Consider the following 17,972-nt stretch of genomic DNA (forward strand, 5'->3'; position numbering starts at 1 on the left):
AAACGCTAGAAAAACGCTTTACAGCCGGAGCGAGTTTGCTATGATGCGCTCCGCACTTGAGAGATGCGTTGGGAAAACATTTTTCAAGTATAAAACACCCTGGAGGGGTTCCCGAGTGGCCAAAGGGAGCAGACTGTAAATCTGCCGGCTCCGCCTTCGATGGTTCGAATCCGTCCCCCTCCACCATATTCTTTCTTGTGATTATGTCATAAGAAAACACTTGGAAAGCCGTGTTGGGAAAACACTTTCTAAGTATAAAAATACCCTGGAGGGGTTCCCGAGTGGCCAAAGGGAGCAGACTGTAAATCTGCCGGCTCCGCCTTCGATGGTTCGAATCCGTCCCCCTCCACCATATTCTTTCTTGTGATTATGTCATAAGAAAACACTTGGAAAGCCGTGTTGGGAAAACACTTTCTAAGTATAAAAACACCCTGGAGGGGTTCCCGAGTGGCCAAAGGGAGCAGACTGTAAATCTGCCGGCTCCGCCTTCGATGGTTCGAATCCGTCCCCCTCCACCATATTGAAAAAGCCAGCTCATCGAGCTGGCTTTTTTCGTTCTATACATCGTAAGATCAACACCCATTCTAACAATCTCTCGCTCACCCCACGGTGTCGCATTCATGTTCTACGAACTCCTACTGTAGCTAAGATCTTCAACCAATACCGACAACCACATTGCTTTAGGCCAAACTCAACGTTAGAACCGATCTTTTAACAGGTAAGAGTTCTTCGACAAGACGCTGAATAGTATTAACTTTCTAAATCTCTCAAGAATAGACACAACAAAATACTAACTGAGCTATCCCAGATACCAAATGGCTAAGTCATTAGACTGCTAAATCATAAAACGACTGAGTTGTATTGTGCTTAGCTACGGAGCATTTCCTTTCGCTTTTACCTGTAGAGCTATCTCCGCTCATCCAACAATTAACAGATACAAAAAATCCCGCTAAATAGCGGGATTTAATTAAGACTAAATTGAACGAGCTTGGTGATTAACCTTGAATACCAACAATCAACCAAGGTGCATTCGGTACCGTTAGGTCACGCTCTAGGTGCCAGATATCTTCAATATCTTCCTCTACACCTTCTGCAGCATCACGGTAACGGCCACTAAATTGCAAACTTAATTGTGCTTTGTTCGCATCGTATTCAGCACGAACGATCTCTGCATCGACATACATCACATCAGTGTGCTGCTCACCTTCTAGCTTCGCGCGCTCAGCTTTCAGATCTTCAAATAGACTTGGAGAAACATATTCTTCAATAGTGTCTAGTTGGTTGTGGTTCCACGCACCTTGCAAAATGCGGTAGTGCTCACGAGAACCGTTAATAAACGCAGCTTGATCGAAACCCGGTGGGTAATTGTGTGGTACATCTGTTTGAGCACCAAAACCGGTGAAACCGCCTGCGTTTGTATTTGGTTGTTGTTCAAAGTTCTGCATGTTCGGTTGCTCAAACTTTGACGCGTTACCACCAAATGCCGGTTGTTGACGTTGCTGGTTCATACTGCCCTGCTTCGCACCTAACATTCCGCGCATAAGCTTAAAGATAATAAAGGCAATTAAACCAATGATTAGGATATCCATAAACTGGATACCTTCAAAAGCACCACCGAAGAACGCAGCAAGTAGACCACCAGCTAGAAGGCCTCCTAATAGACCGCCCATCAAACCTTTCTTGCTAGAAGACTTGGTCGTTTGCTCTTTACCGATCGTATTGGTGTTTTGTTGCTGCTGTTTAGGTGCAGGTGCTGTTTTGTAGCTCTTACCAAAAGACTTACCGCCACCAAACTTCTTCGCTTCTGCGATAGGAGTGACAGCAACGGTAAACATTAATAGAGCAACAATAGAAAATAAACGTTTCATCGTTATCCTTAAAGTTGACGATTGTTATACCCACGCAACCTCAGGTAAAAGAAGCCGTTTGGGTACATCTCAGATTGTGCTCCAAACCTTGTACATACAAGCAGTAGCACGCCAAAGATGATTGTTGGTTCATCATACTCCGTATGTCACCTTATGAAAACAATCTAAAGAGTCTGACATGTATCAGAATATTGCCAAACATGTCGCCTTCTGACGTGATTGCGCGGTTGACGCTCATTAAGTAGCTGTCTATCATATTGAACGTTGTTCAATAAAGCAGTTTGAGAGTATGGCGCGCAGAAACGATCACACCAGAGAAGAGTTGATTAACTTGACCTTAACGACGGTCAAAAATTTTTTAGATGAGAACTCTTACCACGAACTTAGCCTTCGTAAGATCGCTAACATGATTGGTTACGTGCCAAGCACATTGGTGAATATTTTTGGTAACTATAATTTGTTGCTGCTTCATGCCGTGGCTCAAACTTTAGATGAGTTATCGCAGGAAGCGCTAAATGCAACAAAAAGCAGTAAAGATGCTCATCAAGCACTTTTTGAACTTGCATACTGCTACCATGATTTCGCGCAAAAGCATCCTTACCGCTGGCAATTGGTTTTCGAACACAACATGAACGGTGCCGAACTTCCAGAATGGCATGCGAAACGTATTGATGGCATGACAGGCATGCTCGAATCATTACTCGCACAAATCGCTCCTCAACGTACGGAATCCGAAGTCATTCAAGCGAGTCGCGTACTATGGGCTGGCGTACACGGCATTACTCTTCTTAGCGTTGATGACAAGTTTTTCTCAAGTGAGCCTGTAGATGGTAAAGAGTTAATCAGTAACTTGCTTTCTAACTACATCATGAACTGGTAACAAACAAAGGATTATCCATGTCATCCGACAGACAGCCGTCCTTGCTTACGCAAAGAAAGTTCCTGCCCTATTTTGTTACTCAGTTTTTTGGCGCTTTCAACGACAACATTTTTAAAAACGTTTTGTTGCTGTTTGTCGCTTTCGCTGGTTCTAGCGCATTACCCATTTCTAGTAACTTATTCATAAACTTAGCAGCTGGCTTATTCATTCTTCCATTCTTCCTTTTTTCTGCCTCTGCTGGAGTTTTGGCGGATAAATACGAGAAATCGTGGTTTATTCGCAAAGTAAAACTGTTTGAAATCGCCATCATGCTGCTAGGCGCCGTTGGCTTTATAACAGAAAGCTATGGTGTCTTACTTCTGCTGCTTTTCTTAATGGGTACGCAATCCGCGTTCTTCGGCCCCGTCAAGTACGCGCTTCTTCCTCAGGAATTAAACGCTAAGGAACTGGTACCGGGCAATGCCTTGGTTGAAGCCGGGACATTTATCGCCATTCTTATCGGCACGCTCGGTGCAGGCATTATTGCTTCTGCTGACAACGCGAAATATCTGGCCGCTTTCTGCGTGGTTCTATTTGCCCTGCTCGGTTACTTATCCAGTCGCTCGATTCCATTTGCTGCGGCAAGTGCCCCTGAACTTAAATTCCGTTGGCGACCTTATCAGCAAACTAAGCACACACTGGCGATCGCGAAATCCGATCGCATCGTATTTCAATGCATCATGGCCATCAGTTGGTTTTGGTTTCTCGGTGCTGCATATCTTACTCAGTTCCCAAACTTCACCAAGGTCTACCTGAACGGTACAGAAAGCGCCGTATCTTTCTTACTTGCACTCTTCTCAGTAGGGATTGCTCTAGGCTCACTGGCTTGCAACTGGATCTCAAATCATCGAATCGAAGTGGGCATCGTGCCAATCGGTGCCTTAGGCATCACCATCTTCGGTTACTTAATGGCGACATCAGTACCAACTGAGCTACCTGAGTTCGCAAACTTCATTGAATTTGTTCGTTTCGAGCCTTTCTGGCCACTGTTTTTCTATCTGCTCATGATAGGAGCATCGGGCGGATTATTTATCGTCCCACTGTATGCCTTAATGCAGCATCGAGCGAAGGAGACTGAACGAGCGCAAGTGATAGCAGGTCTGAATATCTTTAACTCGCTATTTATGGTGGGCAGCGCGGTCCTTGGCATTATGTGCCTAAGCGTAGTAGAGATGAGTATTCCACAACTGTTTGCGCTTCTTGCAGTGCTTAACTTCTTAGTCGCGGCATATATCTTTCTACAAATCCCGATTTTTGTGGTTCGCTTTGCAATGTGGATGCTCACGCACACCATCTATCGTGTTAAACACAAAAATCTGCATAACTTACCTGAGCATGGTGGTGCATTGATTGTGTGCAATCATGTGAGCTACATGGATGCCCTGTTACTGAGTGCCGTATGCCCTCGTTTGATTCGCTTTGTGATGGAAGAAGATTACGCCAACCTGCCGCCGCTAAGACGCTTTTTACGCCGTGCTGGCGTGATACCAATTTCTGCTAGCAACCGAAGTTCTATTCGTCGAGCATTTAACGACGTCGAAGAAGCTCTCAATGAAGGCCATATTGTCTGTATCTTCCCTGAAGGGCGATTGACCTCCGATGGCGAAATGAACGACTTCATGCGTGGCATCGACATTATTCTGCGTCGAAGCCCAGTACCTGTGATTCCGATGGCATTGAAAGGATTGTGGGGCAGTTATTTCAGCCGCGCTAAAGGACGAGCATGCAGAGGATTCCCGACTCGCTTCTGGTCCAAATTGGAAATTGAAGCTGGCAAACCGGTAGATCCTAGCTCAGCCACCGCACAAACTATGTTCGAAAAAGTGCACGCATTGCGCGGAGATTGGCGATAAACAAAACGTTGAGAATTATTTGAACACACGTTTAGACTATCTGAACGTGTGTTCAAATCATTAAGACAAACTGACCAGATACAGTGCGATATACTCTCGCTTTCACTAACGACAATGAATCATAAATCTTGAACAGAAAGTACATCCCCTTTGGACTGGCACTGCTTTTTTGCTTAACTCCTTTTGTGTCATCCCCTATTGCACTTGTTATTGGCTTCTTACTTGCCAGCTTTGGCTTAGTTCCTACTGAGTTACCCATCGCCTCTTTCACCAAAAAACTGCTTTCTTATTCTATTATCGGTTTAGGGTTTGGTATCAATTTTGAACAGGCATTGTCTGTCACGTCAGATGGTATCGGGCTAATTATCGCTACGATTGTCGGCACACTCGTCATTGGCTCACTCATCGCCAAAGTAATCAAACTCGAAACGACGACTGCGTATCTCATTTCATCCGGAACTGCGATATGTGGTGGCAGCGCAATTGCTGCGGTCGCACCAGCAATCAGAGCCAAAGATGAACAAATAGGTTTGGCACTCGCTACCGTTTTTGTACTCAACTCTCTAGCGTTGTTCATCTTCCCCGTCATTGGTCATGCGTTAAACCTAGACCAACACACCTTTGGGACATGGGCGGCAATTGCGATTCATGATACTTCGTCTGTTGTTGGCGCTGCCTCTGCCTACGGTGAAGAGGCACTGACAACTGCAACCACGCTCAAACTGGCGCGAGCCTTGTGGATCATTCCTGTTGCTTTGATTAGCGCCGTGATTTTCTCACGTGGGAACAAAGAGAACGGTTCGAAAAAGTTAGTGATTCCTTACTTCATTTTCTGGTATTGCGCGGCCATCGCCTTTAGTGATTTCTTTCCACAATTTGAGGTGGTGTATCACGGTATTTTTACCATTGCGAAGCAAGCTCTGGTGGTGTGCTTATTCTTGATAGGATGTAGTATTTCGATTTCGAAACTGAAATCTTCGGGTCCTAAACCGCTGTTGTTTGGTGTGACTTTATGGGTATTAATTTCCACCACATCACTAAGCTGGCTAGTACTTAGATAATCGTTGTCGACTTATCGCGTTGGTCGGAGGTTGACTCTGGTTTGTCACTCTTGAGCGCAAACACCAACGCGATAGCGATTAAAAACGCCGTCAATTCCGCTAACGAGCGAGTGAGCCCTTCACTGCTGATTGCGATGCCAATTTGTAATACCACTGCTATCAATAAAACCGGTTTCACCATTCTGAAGCTTATGCCTTTCTGCTCTACGTTGAGACATGATTATGATTCAGAGTTATAAGGTTACGAAATTCCCTTTCCGACTAACACATAGCAAAATTGACTAATCTTCGCCTCATTTCCGCCGGGCAAATGAGCTCCAGCTATTTAACGTTGATTATCTAACTCAGAAAGCAGCCACTCTTTTACCGCTTTACGCGAGACTTTAATCCCACCTTCTAACAAGGCTTGTGGCATCAAATAGTAAGCGATTGGCCATTTAAACTTCTCAAGCTTTTTCCGCAAGTATTGCTCGTATTCCTGTTGGCTCAGTAACGCTTCTGATTGAATAACGGCTATAGGACGATGACCGAACTCAGCATCTTCGACTGGCACGACAATGCTCTGAGTGACGCTTGGGATTTGGTTCAATACTGCTTCTATTTCCTCACAATGAACGTTTTCTCCACCTGAGATAAATTGATTATCGGCCCGACCGATGATCTTTAACTCATCTCCTTGCCATGTACCGAGATCCTTACTGTCGAACCAACCATCTTCGTCCACGAATACCGTCACTTGACCTTGGTGAAAATAGCCTGAAGCCAGCGTTTGTCCACCAATGTAAATGCGCTCATCAACCAACTTAATCTTACGATTTTTTAGTAAATGCCCAGCATTGCTTACGTCATTGATCTGTTTTGCCGTAACGGTAGATGCAGCCTCGGTCATACCATAACCTAGCCACGTTTCGATGCCTTTTTCTGTGGCTCTTACCGCCAACTCATGAGCCACATGGCTGCCCCCCAGCAAAACGTGCGTCAGTGACAGTTCAACATCATCATCTAGCAAGCGTTTAAGTTGAGTCGCCACTAAAGAGGCGTGTGAAACCGCGAGGATATCGTCTGCCAGTCTTCCCGTGCCGATTTTCAACGTTGCGCCAACAAACAACCAGCGATAGACAATCGCAAGGCCGGAAACATGATAAAGTGGGAGCGACAACAACCAAGTATCTTGTTGGTGGAAGGTGAACTCACATAGTAATCCCTCTGCCGAAGCGAGGTGCTGTCGATGCGTATGTACCACCGCTTTCGGTGCCCCCGTTGAGCCTGAGGTAAACACGATCGAAGCCAACCTGTCATGCTGATAGTCGTCCTCAGTGTTTTCAACCACGGTATCTACCGTAGGCAAAGTGAGAAAAGTCGCATTTAATGCTGCTTTATCTTCGCTAGAGTAAGCGAACTCACACTCCGGAGTTAACCAAACAAAACGCGTTTGATGATCGCCGTACAGTGTGCAGAGCTTACCTTGTAGCGCCTCGATTGGCTGAGGCATAGTCAACGCGGTGATGGCGCCTAACTGTTGCGCCGCTAAATAAAACAGTACTGTTTCAACTTGGTTCTTCCCTACCAGAGTCACCACATCATCGCGCGTAACACCTTGCTGCAAGAGCGATTGCGCGTATTGAGTAACACGAAGCGAGAGCTGTTGCCAATTCAATGTTTCTTGAGATGTTGCGAGTGCAATAGAAAAAGGGCTCGTTTGAGCCCAATACTTCCAAGGTGGAATCGCACTATTTTCTGTAGAGAATGGGTCTATGCTGAATGCCACACTAACTCCTGCTCAGACAAAGGAAGCACAGGAAGTTCGCACTTTGGCCAACCTTGCTCTAGCTGCGCTTTGAACAACCCGATAGTGTCCAAACCAGGAACTTCATCAGGCAACTGCCATTGCGCCAAACGTGCTAATTGGTTCAAACCAAGGCTCGACTCAATGCTTGAGCTGATCACCGCTTTCATACCTAACGCTTTTGCTTTTTCGATCAATTTAATGCAGAAGTCGACGGAGCCGATTAATGTCGGTTTGATAATGATCGCTTTCACGCCTGTCAGATCTTCAAGGCTAAAGTCTTCTCGACGAACGGCATCTTGCAGCGTTTCATCCCAAGCAATCGCGATACCAGTATTAATGGCAAAAGACATGCTGTCGCCTGGAGCTCGGCATGGCTCTTCCAAAAACGTAATTCGTTGGCGAAGAGACGGTGTAATGTACTTAGCAAACTGCTGCGCTTTTTCGGGAGTCCAAGCGCGGTTCGCATCCAGTCGAAGCGTTAATTGAGGGATAGATTCAAGGAAGAGATTCACAAGCATGCCGTCGCGAATGGGCTCATACAGACCCACTTTCACTTTTGCCACTTTCTCACCTTCCATCTCGTTGAGTTTTGGAATCAACTCATCGGGATCGCCCGTACACAGTGGAGCAGTTTGATATTTGCCTTGCGTCGGCAAACCACCTTCTAACTCCAATTGAGCCATAGATAAGCCAAACGCAACCGAAGGATACATATTGGCATAATCAACCGGTATACCCGCGACCCAGCGTTCAGCCTGTTCTTGTAACTGAATGCCAGCCTCTTCGGTACTTTCCAAGCTAAAACCAAAAAGCGGTGCGACTTCACCTAATCCCGTGTTCTCGCCATCAGATAGCTCAACAATGTAGCCGATGCGTTCCGTCAGCTTGTTATCACGCAGTATTACGCCACTGTCCATTGGAAGGCAGTAACGGTAAATCTTTGCTTTACGCATAATTCCTGTCCTATTACGTACAACCCAAGCTTGCTGGCTATAAGAACGAACCATCCTCCCTGAGGGCGAGGCGCTCGGGACTAAAAACGAAGCAGAGGAGCACTCTGGCTCCTCTTTATTTACGGATTATGGGTTACGAGGAAACTTGTCGAAGTCTGGGCGACGTTTCTCGTTGAATGCGTTACGACCTTCTTGTCCTTCATCTGTCATGTAGAACATCATCGTTGCGTTGCCCGCAAGCTCTTGAAGACCTGCTTGACCATCACAGTCCGCGTTCAATGCAGCTTTCAGGCAGCGTAGCGCCATTGGGCTATGCTGAAGAACTTCACGACACCATCGAACGGTTTCTTTCTCTAGATCTTCTAGAGGCACAACCGTGTTGACCAAGCCCATGTCTAACGCTTCTTGCGCGTTGTAGAAACGACATAGGAACCAGATTTCGCGCGCTTTCTTCTGGCCTACGATACGGGCCATGTAAGACGCGCCCCAACCACCATCAAATGAACCCACTTTAGGGCCCGTTTGACCAAACTGTGCGTTGTCCGCTGCAATTGTTAGGTCACACATCATGTGCAGTACATGGCCGCCGCCAACAGCCCAACCCGCTACGGAAGCAATAACAGGTTTTGGACACGTACGAATATCACGTTGGAAGTCCAGTACGTTTAGGTGGTGTGTACCTTGGTCATCTTTGTAACCGCCGTAGTCGCCACGAATCTTCTGGTCACCACCAGAACAGAATGCATCTTCACCCAAGCCAGTTAGGATGATAACGCCAACACCCGAGTCGTAGCGTGCATCTGCCAACGCATCAATCATCTCTTTTACCGTTTGAGGGCGGAACGCATTACGCACTTGAGGGCGTGCAATGGTAATTTTCGCGATACCATCTTCAGACTTGTGGTAATGAATATCCTCGTATTTCTCGCCGCAATCTTTCCATTGAACCGGAGCGTAAAGTTCTTCTTCAGAAATGCCTACTGTTTTAGCCATGGTGATTCCCATTGTTCTCGTTGCTCTCACTGAAAGTGAGAATGAATTATTTGCTTAATGTGCATCGCAAACTGCTTTGGCTGCTCTTGATGAACGTTATGTCCTGCGCCTTCAATTTGTCGATACGCCAACCCGCTTGTTTGTGCCAGTTGGCTAAATTTTTTGTCTTTCGCGCCACACACATAATAAATGGGTATGCGCTGTTGTTGCAGTGCGGGCAGTAAATACGCCTGCTTGGCTAACGATGTTGCCATCAACATGTTCGCAATTGCCGAGCCAAGATTAGCACTTCGCTTGGTAATTAATGTTTGTCTTTGCTCATGGTTTAGTGAAGAAAACACCGCTTGTTGATACCAATCGCTCAAAACACGTTCAAGTGGTTCACTCTCGAAGCGCAGTGCCCATTTTTGGTCGTTGTGCAATCTTGACTGTATCTCTGACTCTGTTTGAAGCCCGAAGTTTCCCCCTTCCACAATCGCGCCGACAATATTGAGATCTGAGAAGCACTCACCAGCAAGACCGTGCATTGCGATTCTTCCACCCATTGAGTAGCCAATCAAAATAAGTGGTTGTTGCGGAGGAAATAATAAAGATAGTGTGGAATTAAGAAGTTTGCAGCAATCATCGAGATCGTTGCACTTTGTAAACTGGCTGCGACCATGACCAGGAAGGTCGATAACGACTCGTTCAAACTGAGTCAGCTCATCCAAACAAGCTTGCCAATCAGCACCACTTCCTAAAAGACCATGCAAAAACACCAGAGTGGGAAGATCACCACTTTGGTGTTTTTCAGTTGGAGAGAGACGCTCAGAGTGAAGCATGCAGGCTCTTATTAAATGCCTTTATCAACTCTGCGGCTTGGCTTGGTGGGGTTTGAACTTCCACCAGCATTGTGCCTTGGCCGCTCGACAGGTGCTCGGCAACCATTGCTTGATACATTTCTAATGTTGTTGGCTTTTCATACTTTAAGCCAAACTGCTTAGCTGCATGTTCAAACTGATAACCGTGGGGCATTTGGTAGTACGCAGTGCGATGCTCCTGAGGCACTGGCAACATATCGAAAATCGCACCACCATCATTGTTTGTGACCACAAGTACTGACGGCAGATCATTACGAGAAAACAGCGCGAGCGAGTTGAGGTCATAAAGCGCCGATGTATCTCCGATGTACATCAATAGCGGCTTGCCTCGTGAGCGCTGCACACCCGAAGCTGTGGCAAATAGACCATCAATACCCGACGCTCCGCGATTGGTAAACACCTCAGTATTTAATCGGCCAAACATATCGACTAATCGAACAAACAAGCTGTTACCGAGAAAGACATCGACGCTCTGCGTTCGCTCTTCAATGTCAGCCGCTAACGCGATTTCATTAAGCGTTGAAGCTGATGAAGACAGAAACTCATCGCGAATGTGAGCGCGAACATGGGCTATATCGGTCAGCAATCCATCAGCCCACCCTTGAGTACTTGAGCTCTTAACATCAACACGCTCGACCCAACTTTTAGGTGATGCAGCCCAATGCAATTGCGGAAGGTGTGTTTGGTTATCGCGGCTTAAACTTGGCGAGATAAACCAGTACTGAACATCTCGGCCTTGTTGGCTTTGCGACACCTGTTTATTAATCCATTGGTTCAATCGCTTAGATATGATGCGGCTACCAAACTGGAGCACCAAATCACATTCGTCGAGTTGGCTAGCCAACTTAGGCTGTTGTAACCACAAATCATAATGTGACCAATCGGAGCTAACTCCACTTTGCGGATCCGCCAATACAGGCCACCCCATTTGCTGTGCAAACGCTTTTGCCGCTTGCGCGTGATCAGCAGGTAAGCTGCCAATGACAACCACTCCTTTTCTATCAGCACAAAATGGAATGTCACGGAATGATGGACTGACGAATCGTTGAGTATATGTTTGACCGCCTTTGCGCCACGCTTCGACACTGTTCAGGTAGCTTTGGTAAGCGCTTTTTTCCCCGTCAGAATACAGCGGCTCAGGAAAGGCGCAGTTAATGTGAACCGCGCTGCCATGTAACTGCTGGTTAAACATCACCTCATCAACCGAAGTGAGTAACCAGTTGAGCGGCGTATTTAAACTCGGACTTGGCAAGTTCAAATTTGCCGATACATGATGCGAAAAAATCCCAAGCTGATTAATTGCTTGGTTTGCGCCACAACCGACGAGTTCAACAGGGCGATCAGCGGTAAGCAAAACCAGTTTTTCGCCGGTTAATTTAGCTTCTGCTACCGCAGGCAACAAGTTTGCGACCGCAGTGCCAGAAGTCACGATAACGGCTACCGGCTCTTGGCTCGCTTTCGCCAAACCAAGCGCCATAAAACCTAATCCACGCTCATCAAAATGAGTATGAATGGAAAAATTTGGCTGTTCCGCCGCTTCTAAAGTCAAAGGAGTCGAACGCGATCCCGGCGCGATACAAACATGCTTCACACCAAATCGGTGAAGCTCAGTCAAAATGGTCTCTGACCAAATTCGATTGAGAACCGCTTGATCGTAACTCATGATGCCACTCCAAGTGGCGGATGATCGGAAATCAACGTTAACAGCGTCGACATCTTTTTATCTAACTCAGCCCACTCGTGTTCAGCAACAGATCCAGGAACAATACCCGCTCCAGCAAACAGCTGAACTTGATCGCCAAGCACCAATGCACTTCTTATTGCCACACAAAACTCTGCGCGTTCATGGCTGATATAACCCATAGAGCCAGCATACCAGCCACGAGCAAACGGCTCGTTATCAAGGATGAACTGCATCGACTCTTTACGAGGCAAACCTGCCACTGCGGCCGTCGGCTGCAATGCAGAAAGCAGTTGTACGCCATTTGTGCCTGTTTTTAAGCTTGCATGAATATTACGTTTGAGGTGCTGCACCTTACGTAAACGCACCAATCTCGGTTCGGTTTCTACTTCTACTATTTCAGAATGAGGAGAAAGGCGTTCTACGATATCGTCCACGACGTACTGGTTTTCGTTTAAGTTTTTTGAATCCTGAGATAACCAATTCGCCAATTCCATATCATGAGTGGCATTGTCGCCGCGGCCAATAGTGCCCGCTAAAGCCTCGGTATGAAGTTCATGTCCAACACGAGAATACAAACGCTCTGGCGTAGAACCCATAAAACTGTGTTTGCTGTCTAAACTCAGCAAGAAATGAAAGCTGTGATGGTTGTTCAAATAGCTCGCTTTAAGCAGTTGTGCAGCGCTCAACGTGTTATCCAGTTGGACAGTAGAACGGCGAGCCAACACAACTTTTTTAAACTCATCATTCTCAATCCCAGTCAGAACTTTATGTACCAGCGCATCCCACTCAGATTTGATAGGAGTATGAACAATCGAGCGAATGTGTGACGAGATCGGAGGTAAAGCGGCGACATCGCAAATAAGCTTTCTCAAGCTGGCAAGCGTGCGCGCTTTGTCTTCAGTTAGGTTAACCGCAAGTGACCACTGCTGATCAAATCGAATCAGTTCAATTTGAGGCAAAAAGAAGAAAGAAGGCATGCAACGGCGATTTTTTTCGTGCTGGCCATCAAACGATCGCCCGCCCCATACTCGCTGCCCTTCACCAAGAATGGTATAGGCAGGACCCGGCTCAACAAAAGAATGCAGCTGTCCTAGCGCGACGACCTCTTCACGAGTATCACGGGATTGCCAATAAAACTTGGGGAAAAGTGGTTGTGCATCAAGCCAATCAATAAATGCGAAATTCGGTTTTTCGCTGAGGGGCTCGACCAGACGTACTTGATTGCCTTCCGTGTGCTGAACTCGCTCGATAATTCTTTTTACGGCTTGATGGAACTCTGACAAATCAACCTCGAAGTATGTGAGGATAAAGGTAACTGACGGCTACTCTAAGTTTAGACCCAAAGCAAATCAAGGTCGTATGCGATCTTTTGCAAAATCCTGTGATAGCAAGCGAGCAAAAGTTAGCCTGCAAACGGATAATTTACAGATTTATATTCTAATAAAAAACAAATTATTGTATTTTAATAAAGAAATTAACGAATTTTTAGGAATTATACAATGCAAAATATCGGGATGTCGTCAAAACTCGACAATGTCTGCTACGACATTAGGGGTCCTGTACTCAAACATGCTAAGCGCATGGAGGAAGAAGGGCATAAAATCCTAAAGTTGAACATTGGTAACCCTGCCCCATTTGGTTTTGACGCCCCTGATGAGATTCTTGTAGATGTAATTCGTAATCTACCGACCTCTCAAGGCTACTGTGATTCCAAAGGCATTTACTCTGCGCGTAAAGCGGTGGTTCAACATTACCAACGCAAAGGCATTCGTTCTTTAGACGTAGAAGATGTGTACGTCGGTAATGGCGTGTCGGAGCTGATCGTGATGGCAATGCAAGCGCTGCTAAACAACGGCGATGAAATGCTCATCCCTGCGCCTGACTACCCATTGTGGACGGCATCAGTAGCGTTGTCTGGTGGCAACCCCGTTCATTATTTGTGTGATGAACAATCGGATTGGTATCCAGACCTTGATGACATCAAAAAGAAAATCACGCCGAAGACTCGCGGTATTGTTCTGATCAACCCGAACAACCCAACAGGTGCTGTATATAGTCGTGACTTCTTGCTTGAAGTGATTGAGATTGCTCGCCAACACAAGCTGATCATTTTCGCTGACGAGATTTACGACAAAGTGCTTTACGATGGCGCAACACACACTTCTGTTGCGACACTAACGGAAGACGTACTTGTGATGACCTTTAATGGTTTGTCGAAAGCTTACCGGGTATGTGGTTTCCGTGGTGGGTGGATGTTCTTAACTGGTCCAAAACACTTAGCACAAGGCTACGTTAACGGTCTAGAGTTGCTCTCTTCTATGCGTCTTTGTGCCAACGTGCCGATGCAACATGCGATTCAAACCGCGCTAGGTGGCTACCAAAGTATCAATGAGTTGATCTTACCTGGTGGTCGATTGCTAGAGCAGCGTAATCGCGCGTTCGAGCTGATCAACCAGATCCCAGGGGTATCTTGTGTGAAACCCAAAGGTGCCATGTACTTATTCCCTAAAATCGATACCAAGATGTACAACATCAAGAATGACCAACAGATGGTGCTCGATTTCTTGAAACAGGAAAAAGTACTGCTAGTACAAGGCTCAGGTTTTAACTGGCCAAAACCAGACCATTTCCGCATTGTGACTTTGCCACACGTTGAAGATCTGGAAACCGCAATCGGACGCTTCGAGCGATTCCTATCAACCTACAGCCAGTAAAGAATCACTGGTAGTAATTAGTGTTGATCTCTCATATGCTTAGAGGAACTCCTAGTGAGTTCCTTTTTTATACCAGAAACGGAGAAAGCCATGAAAGAAAGCCATTTTTTCGCCCACTTGGCACGAATGAAGCTTATCCAACGCTGGCCTTTGATGCGCTCTGTATCACCAGAAAACGTTTCGGAACACAGCTTACAAGTCGCATTTGTCGCTCACGCACTCGCGTTAATTAAAAACAAAAAGTTCGGCGGCACGCTTAATCCTGAACGCATTGCCCTTCTCGCGATGTATCACGATTCAAGTGAAGTGCTCACTGGCGATTTGCCTACTCCCGTTAAGTACTACAATCCCGAAATCGCAAAAGAATATAAGAAGATAGAAGCCGCTGCCGAGCACAAATTACTTTCTATGTTGCCGGAAGAATTTCAGGAAGATTTTGCCCCATTTCTACTTTCTCATTCGTCTCACGAAGAAGACTCTCAGATAGTAAAACAGGCCGACTCCATCTGTGCGTACTTAAAATGTTTGGAAGAACTAAGCGCAGGTAACCATGAGTTTGCCTTAGCGAAAAAGCGCCTAGACGTCACTTTACAAGAACGTAAAACGCCAGAAATGGAATACTTCCTTAATACATTCGCCCCAAGCTTTGAGCTATCGCTGGATGAAATCAGTTAGCCAGTTTAGTTTATGGAGATAAACGTGTCGTTTGAATTACACTCTTTGTGGCAAGAGCGCCACGATGATGAGCATAAAATCCGCCGTGATGACCACCGCAGCCCCTATCAACGTGATAGAGCGAGAATCCTGCACTCTGCGGCATTTCGACGCCTGCAAGCGAAAACTCAAGTTCATGGCAACAGCTTGGAAGACTTTCATAGAAGTCGACTTACCCACTCGTTAGAAGCGGCCCAATTAGGCACGGGTATTGTCGCGCAACTCAAAAAGAAACAGTCTGAATTTAAAGAACTATTGCCCTCGGATAGTTTGATTGACTCTCTGTGTCTCGCGCACGATATCGGCCACCCACCATACGGACACGGTGGCGAAGTCGCATTGAACTATATGATGCGTGACCATGGTGGCTTTGAAGGCAATGCGCAGACTTTTCGCATTGTGACCAAATTGGAGCCATACACTGAGCACTTCGGGATGAATCTATCGCGCCGAACTTTGTTAGGTTTGATCAAATACCCAGCACTCATCAGTCAGACTCGTTCAGTCAAGCTGCCAAACCCAGCAGAACATCAACGTCGATTAAAAGCCAAAGAATGGAGCCCAGCGAAAGGCATCTACGATTGCGATAAAGATCTGTTTGATTGGGTTATCGCTCCACTCAGCGAGAATGACAAAAGCCTGTTGAGCCAAATGCGCTATCGACCAGATTCCGATTTAGAGCACAGCAAAACGCGCTTTAAATCCCTCGACTGCTCCATTATGGAGCTCGCCGATGATATTGCGTATGGCGTGCACGACTTAGAGGATGCCATTGTGCTGGGTATGGTCACACGTCAGCAATGGCAAGAAGGTGCAGCAAGTCAGTTAGCTGATTGCGGTGATCCTTGGTTTGAAGAACATATCGGCTCTATTGGACAAATGCTGTTTAGCGGTAAACATCACCAACGCAAAGATGCGATTGGAGGTATGGTCAATGCCCTACTTACAAGCATCTCTATTAAAGTGGTTGATGAACCATTCCAAAACCCTTTACTGGCATGGAATGCTTGTTTAGAACCGCATATGGCGAAAGCGCTAGATGTGCTTAAACATTTCGTCAGTCAGTATGTTATTCAAGTGCCGCAGGTGCAGATTGTCGAATACAAAGGGCAACAAATCATCATGGATATATTCGAAGCACTAAGTGCCGATCCTGAACGATTGTTGCCAATACACACAAAAGAGCTTTGGCAGAGTGCAACTAGCGATAGTGGCAAAATGCGAGTCATTGCCGATTACATATCCGCAATGACCGATGGTCATGCGCAAAAGCTACACCGCCAATTGTTCTCTTCTATTGTTTTGTAAAGCGTAGTTCTACTTGTTCAAATAATTTTTTTCAAATACGCCCGGAGGCATCTGGGCGATTTGAAATTCAATCATCCTGTCAAAAGCATTGAGTAGCGGCGAGAAGTCGTTATCCGGCTCCAATAAACTCAACGCATAAAACCCTGCTTCCACTGTCGAAAGACTGTTGTCTGAAGGCGCTTTACGAATTGTATAGTGACCTTGTAAATCCTCGGGAAGCTTTACTGTGGTTAAAGTGTGCAAGTTGGTGGAAAGCTGCCACATTTTATAGGCTTTTTTCCACGTGCCATCGAGCAAAATCAAGCGTGTTTTTCTTGTGCGCTCGCTCTCGGTACACGCAATGTCTGAAAGGCACTGTGATTGCTCCGACGGATAAAGGATAAAATGCTGATACGCTTCATCGGTGAGTAACGCGTTTAACTGTGCGTCGTCAGAAAAATCCTCGCCAATCAAACAAGTACAGTTCTTTAAACTCAAATTGAGAATCCGTGCCGTACCAAGTGGACGATGCGCTTCACTCGTATGCTGAAGAATGATAAGTTCAACCCCGCTTGCTAGCGGTACGATCCATTGGCAAATACAGGCTTTGCGCGATTTTCCACACTGAGAACAATAACGAGACATAGAGTGAACCTTTATACATTGCTGACCATCATCAGCGTTATCTGCTTAGTACTACAATTCGAACCAATGGCGAGCCTCACCGAATGGCACGCTTACAACATACGTCATGGTGAATGGTGGCGAATCGTAACAGGAAATCTCACGCATACCAACTTTGCCCACCTTGGAATGAACTTGGCAGGATTATGGGTTATCGCGTTTATATTCCGTCCTAGTGCACGCAACTTCTCGATTGTTTTTCTTTTGCTTTGTGCCTTTGTCGGCGCAATGAACTTACTGACTAGCATGTCAGTCTATGTCGGCTTGTCTGGCGTCTTACACGGTTTGTTTGGTTTTTGGGCTCTAAGAGAAGTGTTTGAAAACAGAAGAAGTAGCCTACTCTTAGTCGCCGGACTTATTGCGAAAATCGCATGGGAGCAACTTTATGGCCCTTCAACCAGCACTGCTGCAATGATAGGCGCTCGTGTTGCTGTTGATGCACACCTGTTTGGTGCAATGGGAGGCTTAGGTATGGCATTAGTAGAGAAAGGATTCCATCGCCGTATATTTGGATAAAAAATCCCGAACCACGAAAGAGGGTTTGGTTCGGGAAAGCAGTAACCGGAAACGAAAACTCAGTAAGAATACAATGG

Annotated in this window: 16 protein-coding genes and 3 tRNA genes; 10 read left to right on the top strand and 9 right to left on the bottom strand. The window is 46.1% G+C overall.

What is annotated here, in order from left to right; all coding sequences use genetic code 11:
* Positions 1 to 101: 101 nt before the first annotated feature.
* The 3 genes from UF05_RS01820 to UF05_RS01830 all read left to right on the top strand — a co-directional run bounded on the left by UF05_RS01820 (position 102) and on the right by UF05_RS01830 (position 518).
* Positions 102 to 186: transfer RNA gene (locus tag UF05_RS01820), tRNA-Tyr, on the top strand.
* Between the two features lie 81 nt (positions 187 to 267).
* A tRNA-Tyr gene (locus tag UF05_RS01825) sits at positions 268 to 352 on the top strand.
* A gap of 81 nt (positions 353 to 433) precedes the next feature.
* Positions 434 to 518: transfer RNA gene (locus UF05_RS01830), tRNA-Tyr, on the top strand.
* Positions 519 to 995: 477 nt separating this feature from the next.
* Here the strand turns inward: UF05_RS01830 and UF05_RS01835 are convergent.
* Positions 996 to 1,868, bottom strand: coding sequence for a Tim44 domain-containing protein (locus UF05_RS01835; protein WP_005495957.1), 873 nt, complete (start codon positions 1,866 to 1,868; stop codon positions 996 to 998).
* A gap of 289 nt (positions 1,869 to 2,157) precedes the next feature.
* On the opposite strand from UF05_RS01835, the gene UF05_RS01840 reads away from it, so the two are divergent.
* From UF05_RS01840 to UF05_RS01850, 3 genes are all read left to right on the top strand, one after another.
* Entirely contained in the window at positions 2,158 to 2,748 is a 591-nt protein-coding gene (locus UF05_RS01840; RefSeq protein ID WP_005456899.1) for a TetR/AcrR family transcriptional regulator, read from the top strand.
* Between the two features lie 17 nt (positions 2,749 to 2,765).
* The gene (locus UF05_RS01845; RefSeq protein ID WP_031818074.1) at positions 2,766 to 4,640 is read left to right on the top strand and encodes an MFS transporter; all 1,875 of its coding nucleotides are present in this window, start codon (positions 2,766 to 2,768) and stop codon (positions 4,638 to 4,640) included.
* Between the two features lie 128 nt (positions 4,641 to 4,768).
* Positions 4,769 to 5,701, top strand: a complete 933-nt coding sequence (locus tag UF05_RS01850) for a YeiH family protein (protein WP_017448694.1) — start codon at positions 4,769 to 4,771, stop codon at positions 5,699 to 5,701.
* On the opposite strand, the gene UF05_RS26220 is transcribed toward UF05_RS01850, so the two are convergent.
* The 7 genes from UF05_RS26220 to UF05_RS01885 all read right to left on the bottom strand — a co-directional run bounded on the left by UF05_RS26220 (position 5,694) and on the right by UF05_RS01885 (position 13,263).
* A complete protein-coding gene (locus UF05_RS26220) occupies positions 5,694 to 5,882 on the bottom strand; it encodes a hypothetical protein (RefSeq protein WP_045546176.1) in 189 nt (62 codons plus the stop codon). The genes UF05_RS01850 and UF05_RS26220 overlap by 8 nt on opposite strands.
* Positions 5,883 to 6,026: 144 nt before the next feature.
* Positions 6,027 to 7,469 carry an o-succinylbenzoate--CoA ligase gene (gene menE / locus UF05_RS01860; RefSeq protein ID WP_045546177.1) on the bottom strand — a complete coding sequence of 481 codons (1,443 nt, stop codon included), beginning with the start codon at positions 7,467 to 7,469 and terminating at the stop codon, positions 6,027 to 6,029.
* Positions 7,454 to 8,443 carry an o-succinylbenzoate synthase gene (gene menC / locus UF05_RS01865; protein ID WP_005456942.1) on the bottom strand — a complete coding sequence of 330 codons (990 nt, stop codon included), beginning with the start codon at positions 8,441 to 8,443 and terminating at the stop codon, positions 7,454 to 7,456. Before menC ends, menE begins: the two co-directional genes overlap by 16 nt.
* Before the next feature lie 126 nt (positions 8,444 to 8,569).
* Positions 8,570 to 9,436 (bottom strand): 1,4-dihydroxy-2-naphthoyl-CoA synthase, encoded by an 867-nt coding sequence (gene menB, locus UF05_RS01870; protein WP_005482536.1) that lies wholly within the window; start codon positions 9,434 to 9,436, stop codon positions 8,570 to 8,572.
* Between the two features lie 26 nt (positions 9,437 to 9,462).
* Complete coding sequence (gene menH / locus UF05_RS01875; RefSeq protein ID WP_020840290.1) at positions 9,463 to 10,257, bottom strand: 2-succinyl-6-hydroxy-2,4-cyclohexadiene-1-carboxylate synthase; 795 nt, start codon at positions 10,255 to 10,257, stop codon at positions 9,463 to 9,465.
* Positions 10,244 to 11,959 carry a 2-succinyl-5-enolpyruvyl-6-hydroxy-3-cyclohexene-1-carboxylic-acid synthase gene (gene menD, locus UF05_RS01880; protein ID WP_021823335.1) on the bottom strand — a complete coding sequence of 572 codons (1,716 nt, stop codon included), beginning with the start codon at positions 11,957 to 11,959 and terminating at the stop codon, positions 10,244 to 10,246. The genes menH and menD overlap by 14 nt, the downstream gene beginning before the upstream one ends.
* The gene (locus UF05_RS01885) at positions 11,956 to 13,263 is read right to left on the bottom strand and encodes an isochorismate synthase (protein WP_031818077.1); all 1,308 of its coding nucleotides are present in this window, start codon (positions 13,261 to 13,263) and stop codon (positions 11,956 to 11,958) included. Before UF05_RS01885 ends, menD begins: the two co-directional genes overlap by 4 nt.
* Before the next feature lie 216 nt (positions 13,264 to 13,479).
* Between UF05_RS01885 and UF05_RS01890 the strand changes: the two genes are divergently transcribed.
* The 3 genes from UF05_RS01890 to UF05_RS01900 all read left to right on the top strand — a co-directional run bounded on the left by UF05_RS01890 (position 13,480) and on the right by UF05_RS01900 (position 16,716).
* On the top strand, positions 13,480 to 14,694 hold the full coding sequence (locus UF05_RS01890; protein WP_005456922.1) for a pyridoxal phosphate-dependent aminotransferase: 1,215 nt from the start codon (positions 13,480 to 13,482) through the stop codon (positions 14,692 to 14,694).
* A 90-nt stretch (positions 14,695 to 14,784) separates the two neighbouring features.
* Complete coding sequence (gene yfbR / locus UF05_RS01895; RefSeq protein WP_005482513.1) at positions 14,785 to 15,369, top strand: 5'-deoxynucleotidase; 585 nt, start codon at positions 14,785 to 14,787, stop codon at positions 15,367 to 15,369.
* Positions 15,370 to 15,381: 12 nt separating this feature from the next.
* Positions 15,382 to 16,716: an anti-phage deoxyguanosine triphosphatase gene (locus tag UF05_RS01900; RefSeq protein WP_041954079.1), complete on the top strand. Its 1,335-nt coding sequence runs from the start codon at positions 15,382 to 15,384 to the stop codon at positions 16,714 to 16,716.
* Positions 16,717 to 16,725: 9 nt separating this feature from the next.
* Here the strand turns inward: UF05_RS01900 and UF05_RS01905 are convergent, their stop codons facing one another.
* Positions 16,726 to 17,340, bottom strand: a complete 615-nt coding sequence (locus tag UF05_RS01905) for a tRNA-uridine aminocarboxypropyltransferase (protein WP_005482520.1) — start codon at positions 17,338 to 17,340, stop codon at positions 16,726 to 16,728.
* A 3-nt stretch (positions 17,341 to 17,343) separates the two neighbouring features.
* Here UF05_RS01905 and rrtA point away from each other — a divergent pair, with 3 nt between their 5' ends.
* Entirely contained in the window at positions 17,344 to 17,895 is a 552-nt protein-coding gene (gene rrtA / locus UF05_RS01910; protein WP_025498676.1) for a rhombosortase, read from the top strand.
* The last annotated feature ends 77 nt before the right edge of the window (positions 17,896 to 17,972 follow it).

The organism is Vibrio sp. S457-15 (assembly GCF_000960545.1).
GTDB lineage: Bacteria > Pseudomonadota > Gammaproteobacteria > Enterobacterales > Vibrionaceae > Vibrio > Vibrio parahaemolyticus.

Excerpts from the sequence above, each read along its gene's own strand:
- UF05_RS26220 (WP_045546176.1), bottom strand. The coding sequence starts at position 5,882 with ATGGTGAAACCGGTTTTATTGATAGCAGTGGTATTACAAATTGGCATC.
- UF05_RS01905 (WP_005482520.1), bottom strand. The coding sequence starts at position 17,340 with ATGTCTCGTTATTGTTCTCAGTGTGGAAAATCGCGCAAAGCCTGTATT.
- menH (WP_020840290.1), bottom strand. The coding sequence starts at position 10,257 with ATGCTTCACTCTGAGCGTCTCTCTCCAACTGAAAAACACCAAAGTGGT.
- menC (WP_005456942.1), bottom strand. The coding sequence starts at position 8,443 with ATGCGTAAAGCAAAGATTTACCGTTACTGCCTTCCAATGGACAGTGGC.
- yfbR (WP_005482513.1), top strand. The coding sequence starts at position 14,785 with ATGAAAGAAAGCCATTTTTTCGCCCACTTGGCACGAATGAAGCTTATC.
- UF05_RS01890 (WP_005456922.1), top strand. The coding sequence starts at position 13,480 with ATGCAAAATATCGGGATGTCGTCAAAACTCGACAATGTCTGCTACGAC.
- UF05_RS01845 (WP_031818074.1), top strand. The coding sequence starts at position 2,766 with ATGTCATCCGACAGACAGCCGTCCTTGCTTACGCAAAGAAAGTTCCTG.
- menD (WP_021823335.1), bottom strand. The coding sequence starts at position 11,959 with ATGAGTTACGATCAAGCGGTTCTCAATCGAATTTGGTCAGAGACCATT.
- UF05_RS01835 (WP_005495957.1), bottom strand. The coding sequence starts at position 1,868 with ATGAAACGTTTATTTTCTATTGTTGCTCTATTAATGTTTACCGTTGCT.
- UF05_RS01840 (WP_005456899.1), top strand. The coding sequence starts at position 2,158 with ATGGCGCGCAGAAACGATCACACCAGAGAAGAGTTGATTAACTTGACC.
- menB (WP_005482536.1), bottom strand. The coding sequence starts at position 9,436 with ATGGCTAAAACAGTAGGCATTTCTGAAGAAGAACTTTACGCTCCGGTT.
- UF05_RS01900 (WP_041954079.1), top strand. The coding sequence starts at position 15,382 with ATGGAGATAAACGTGTCGTTTGAATTACACTCTTTGTGGCAAGAGCGC.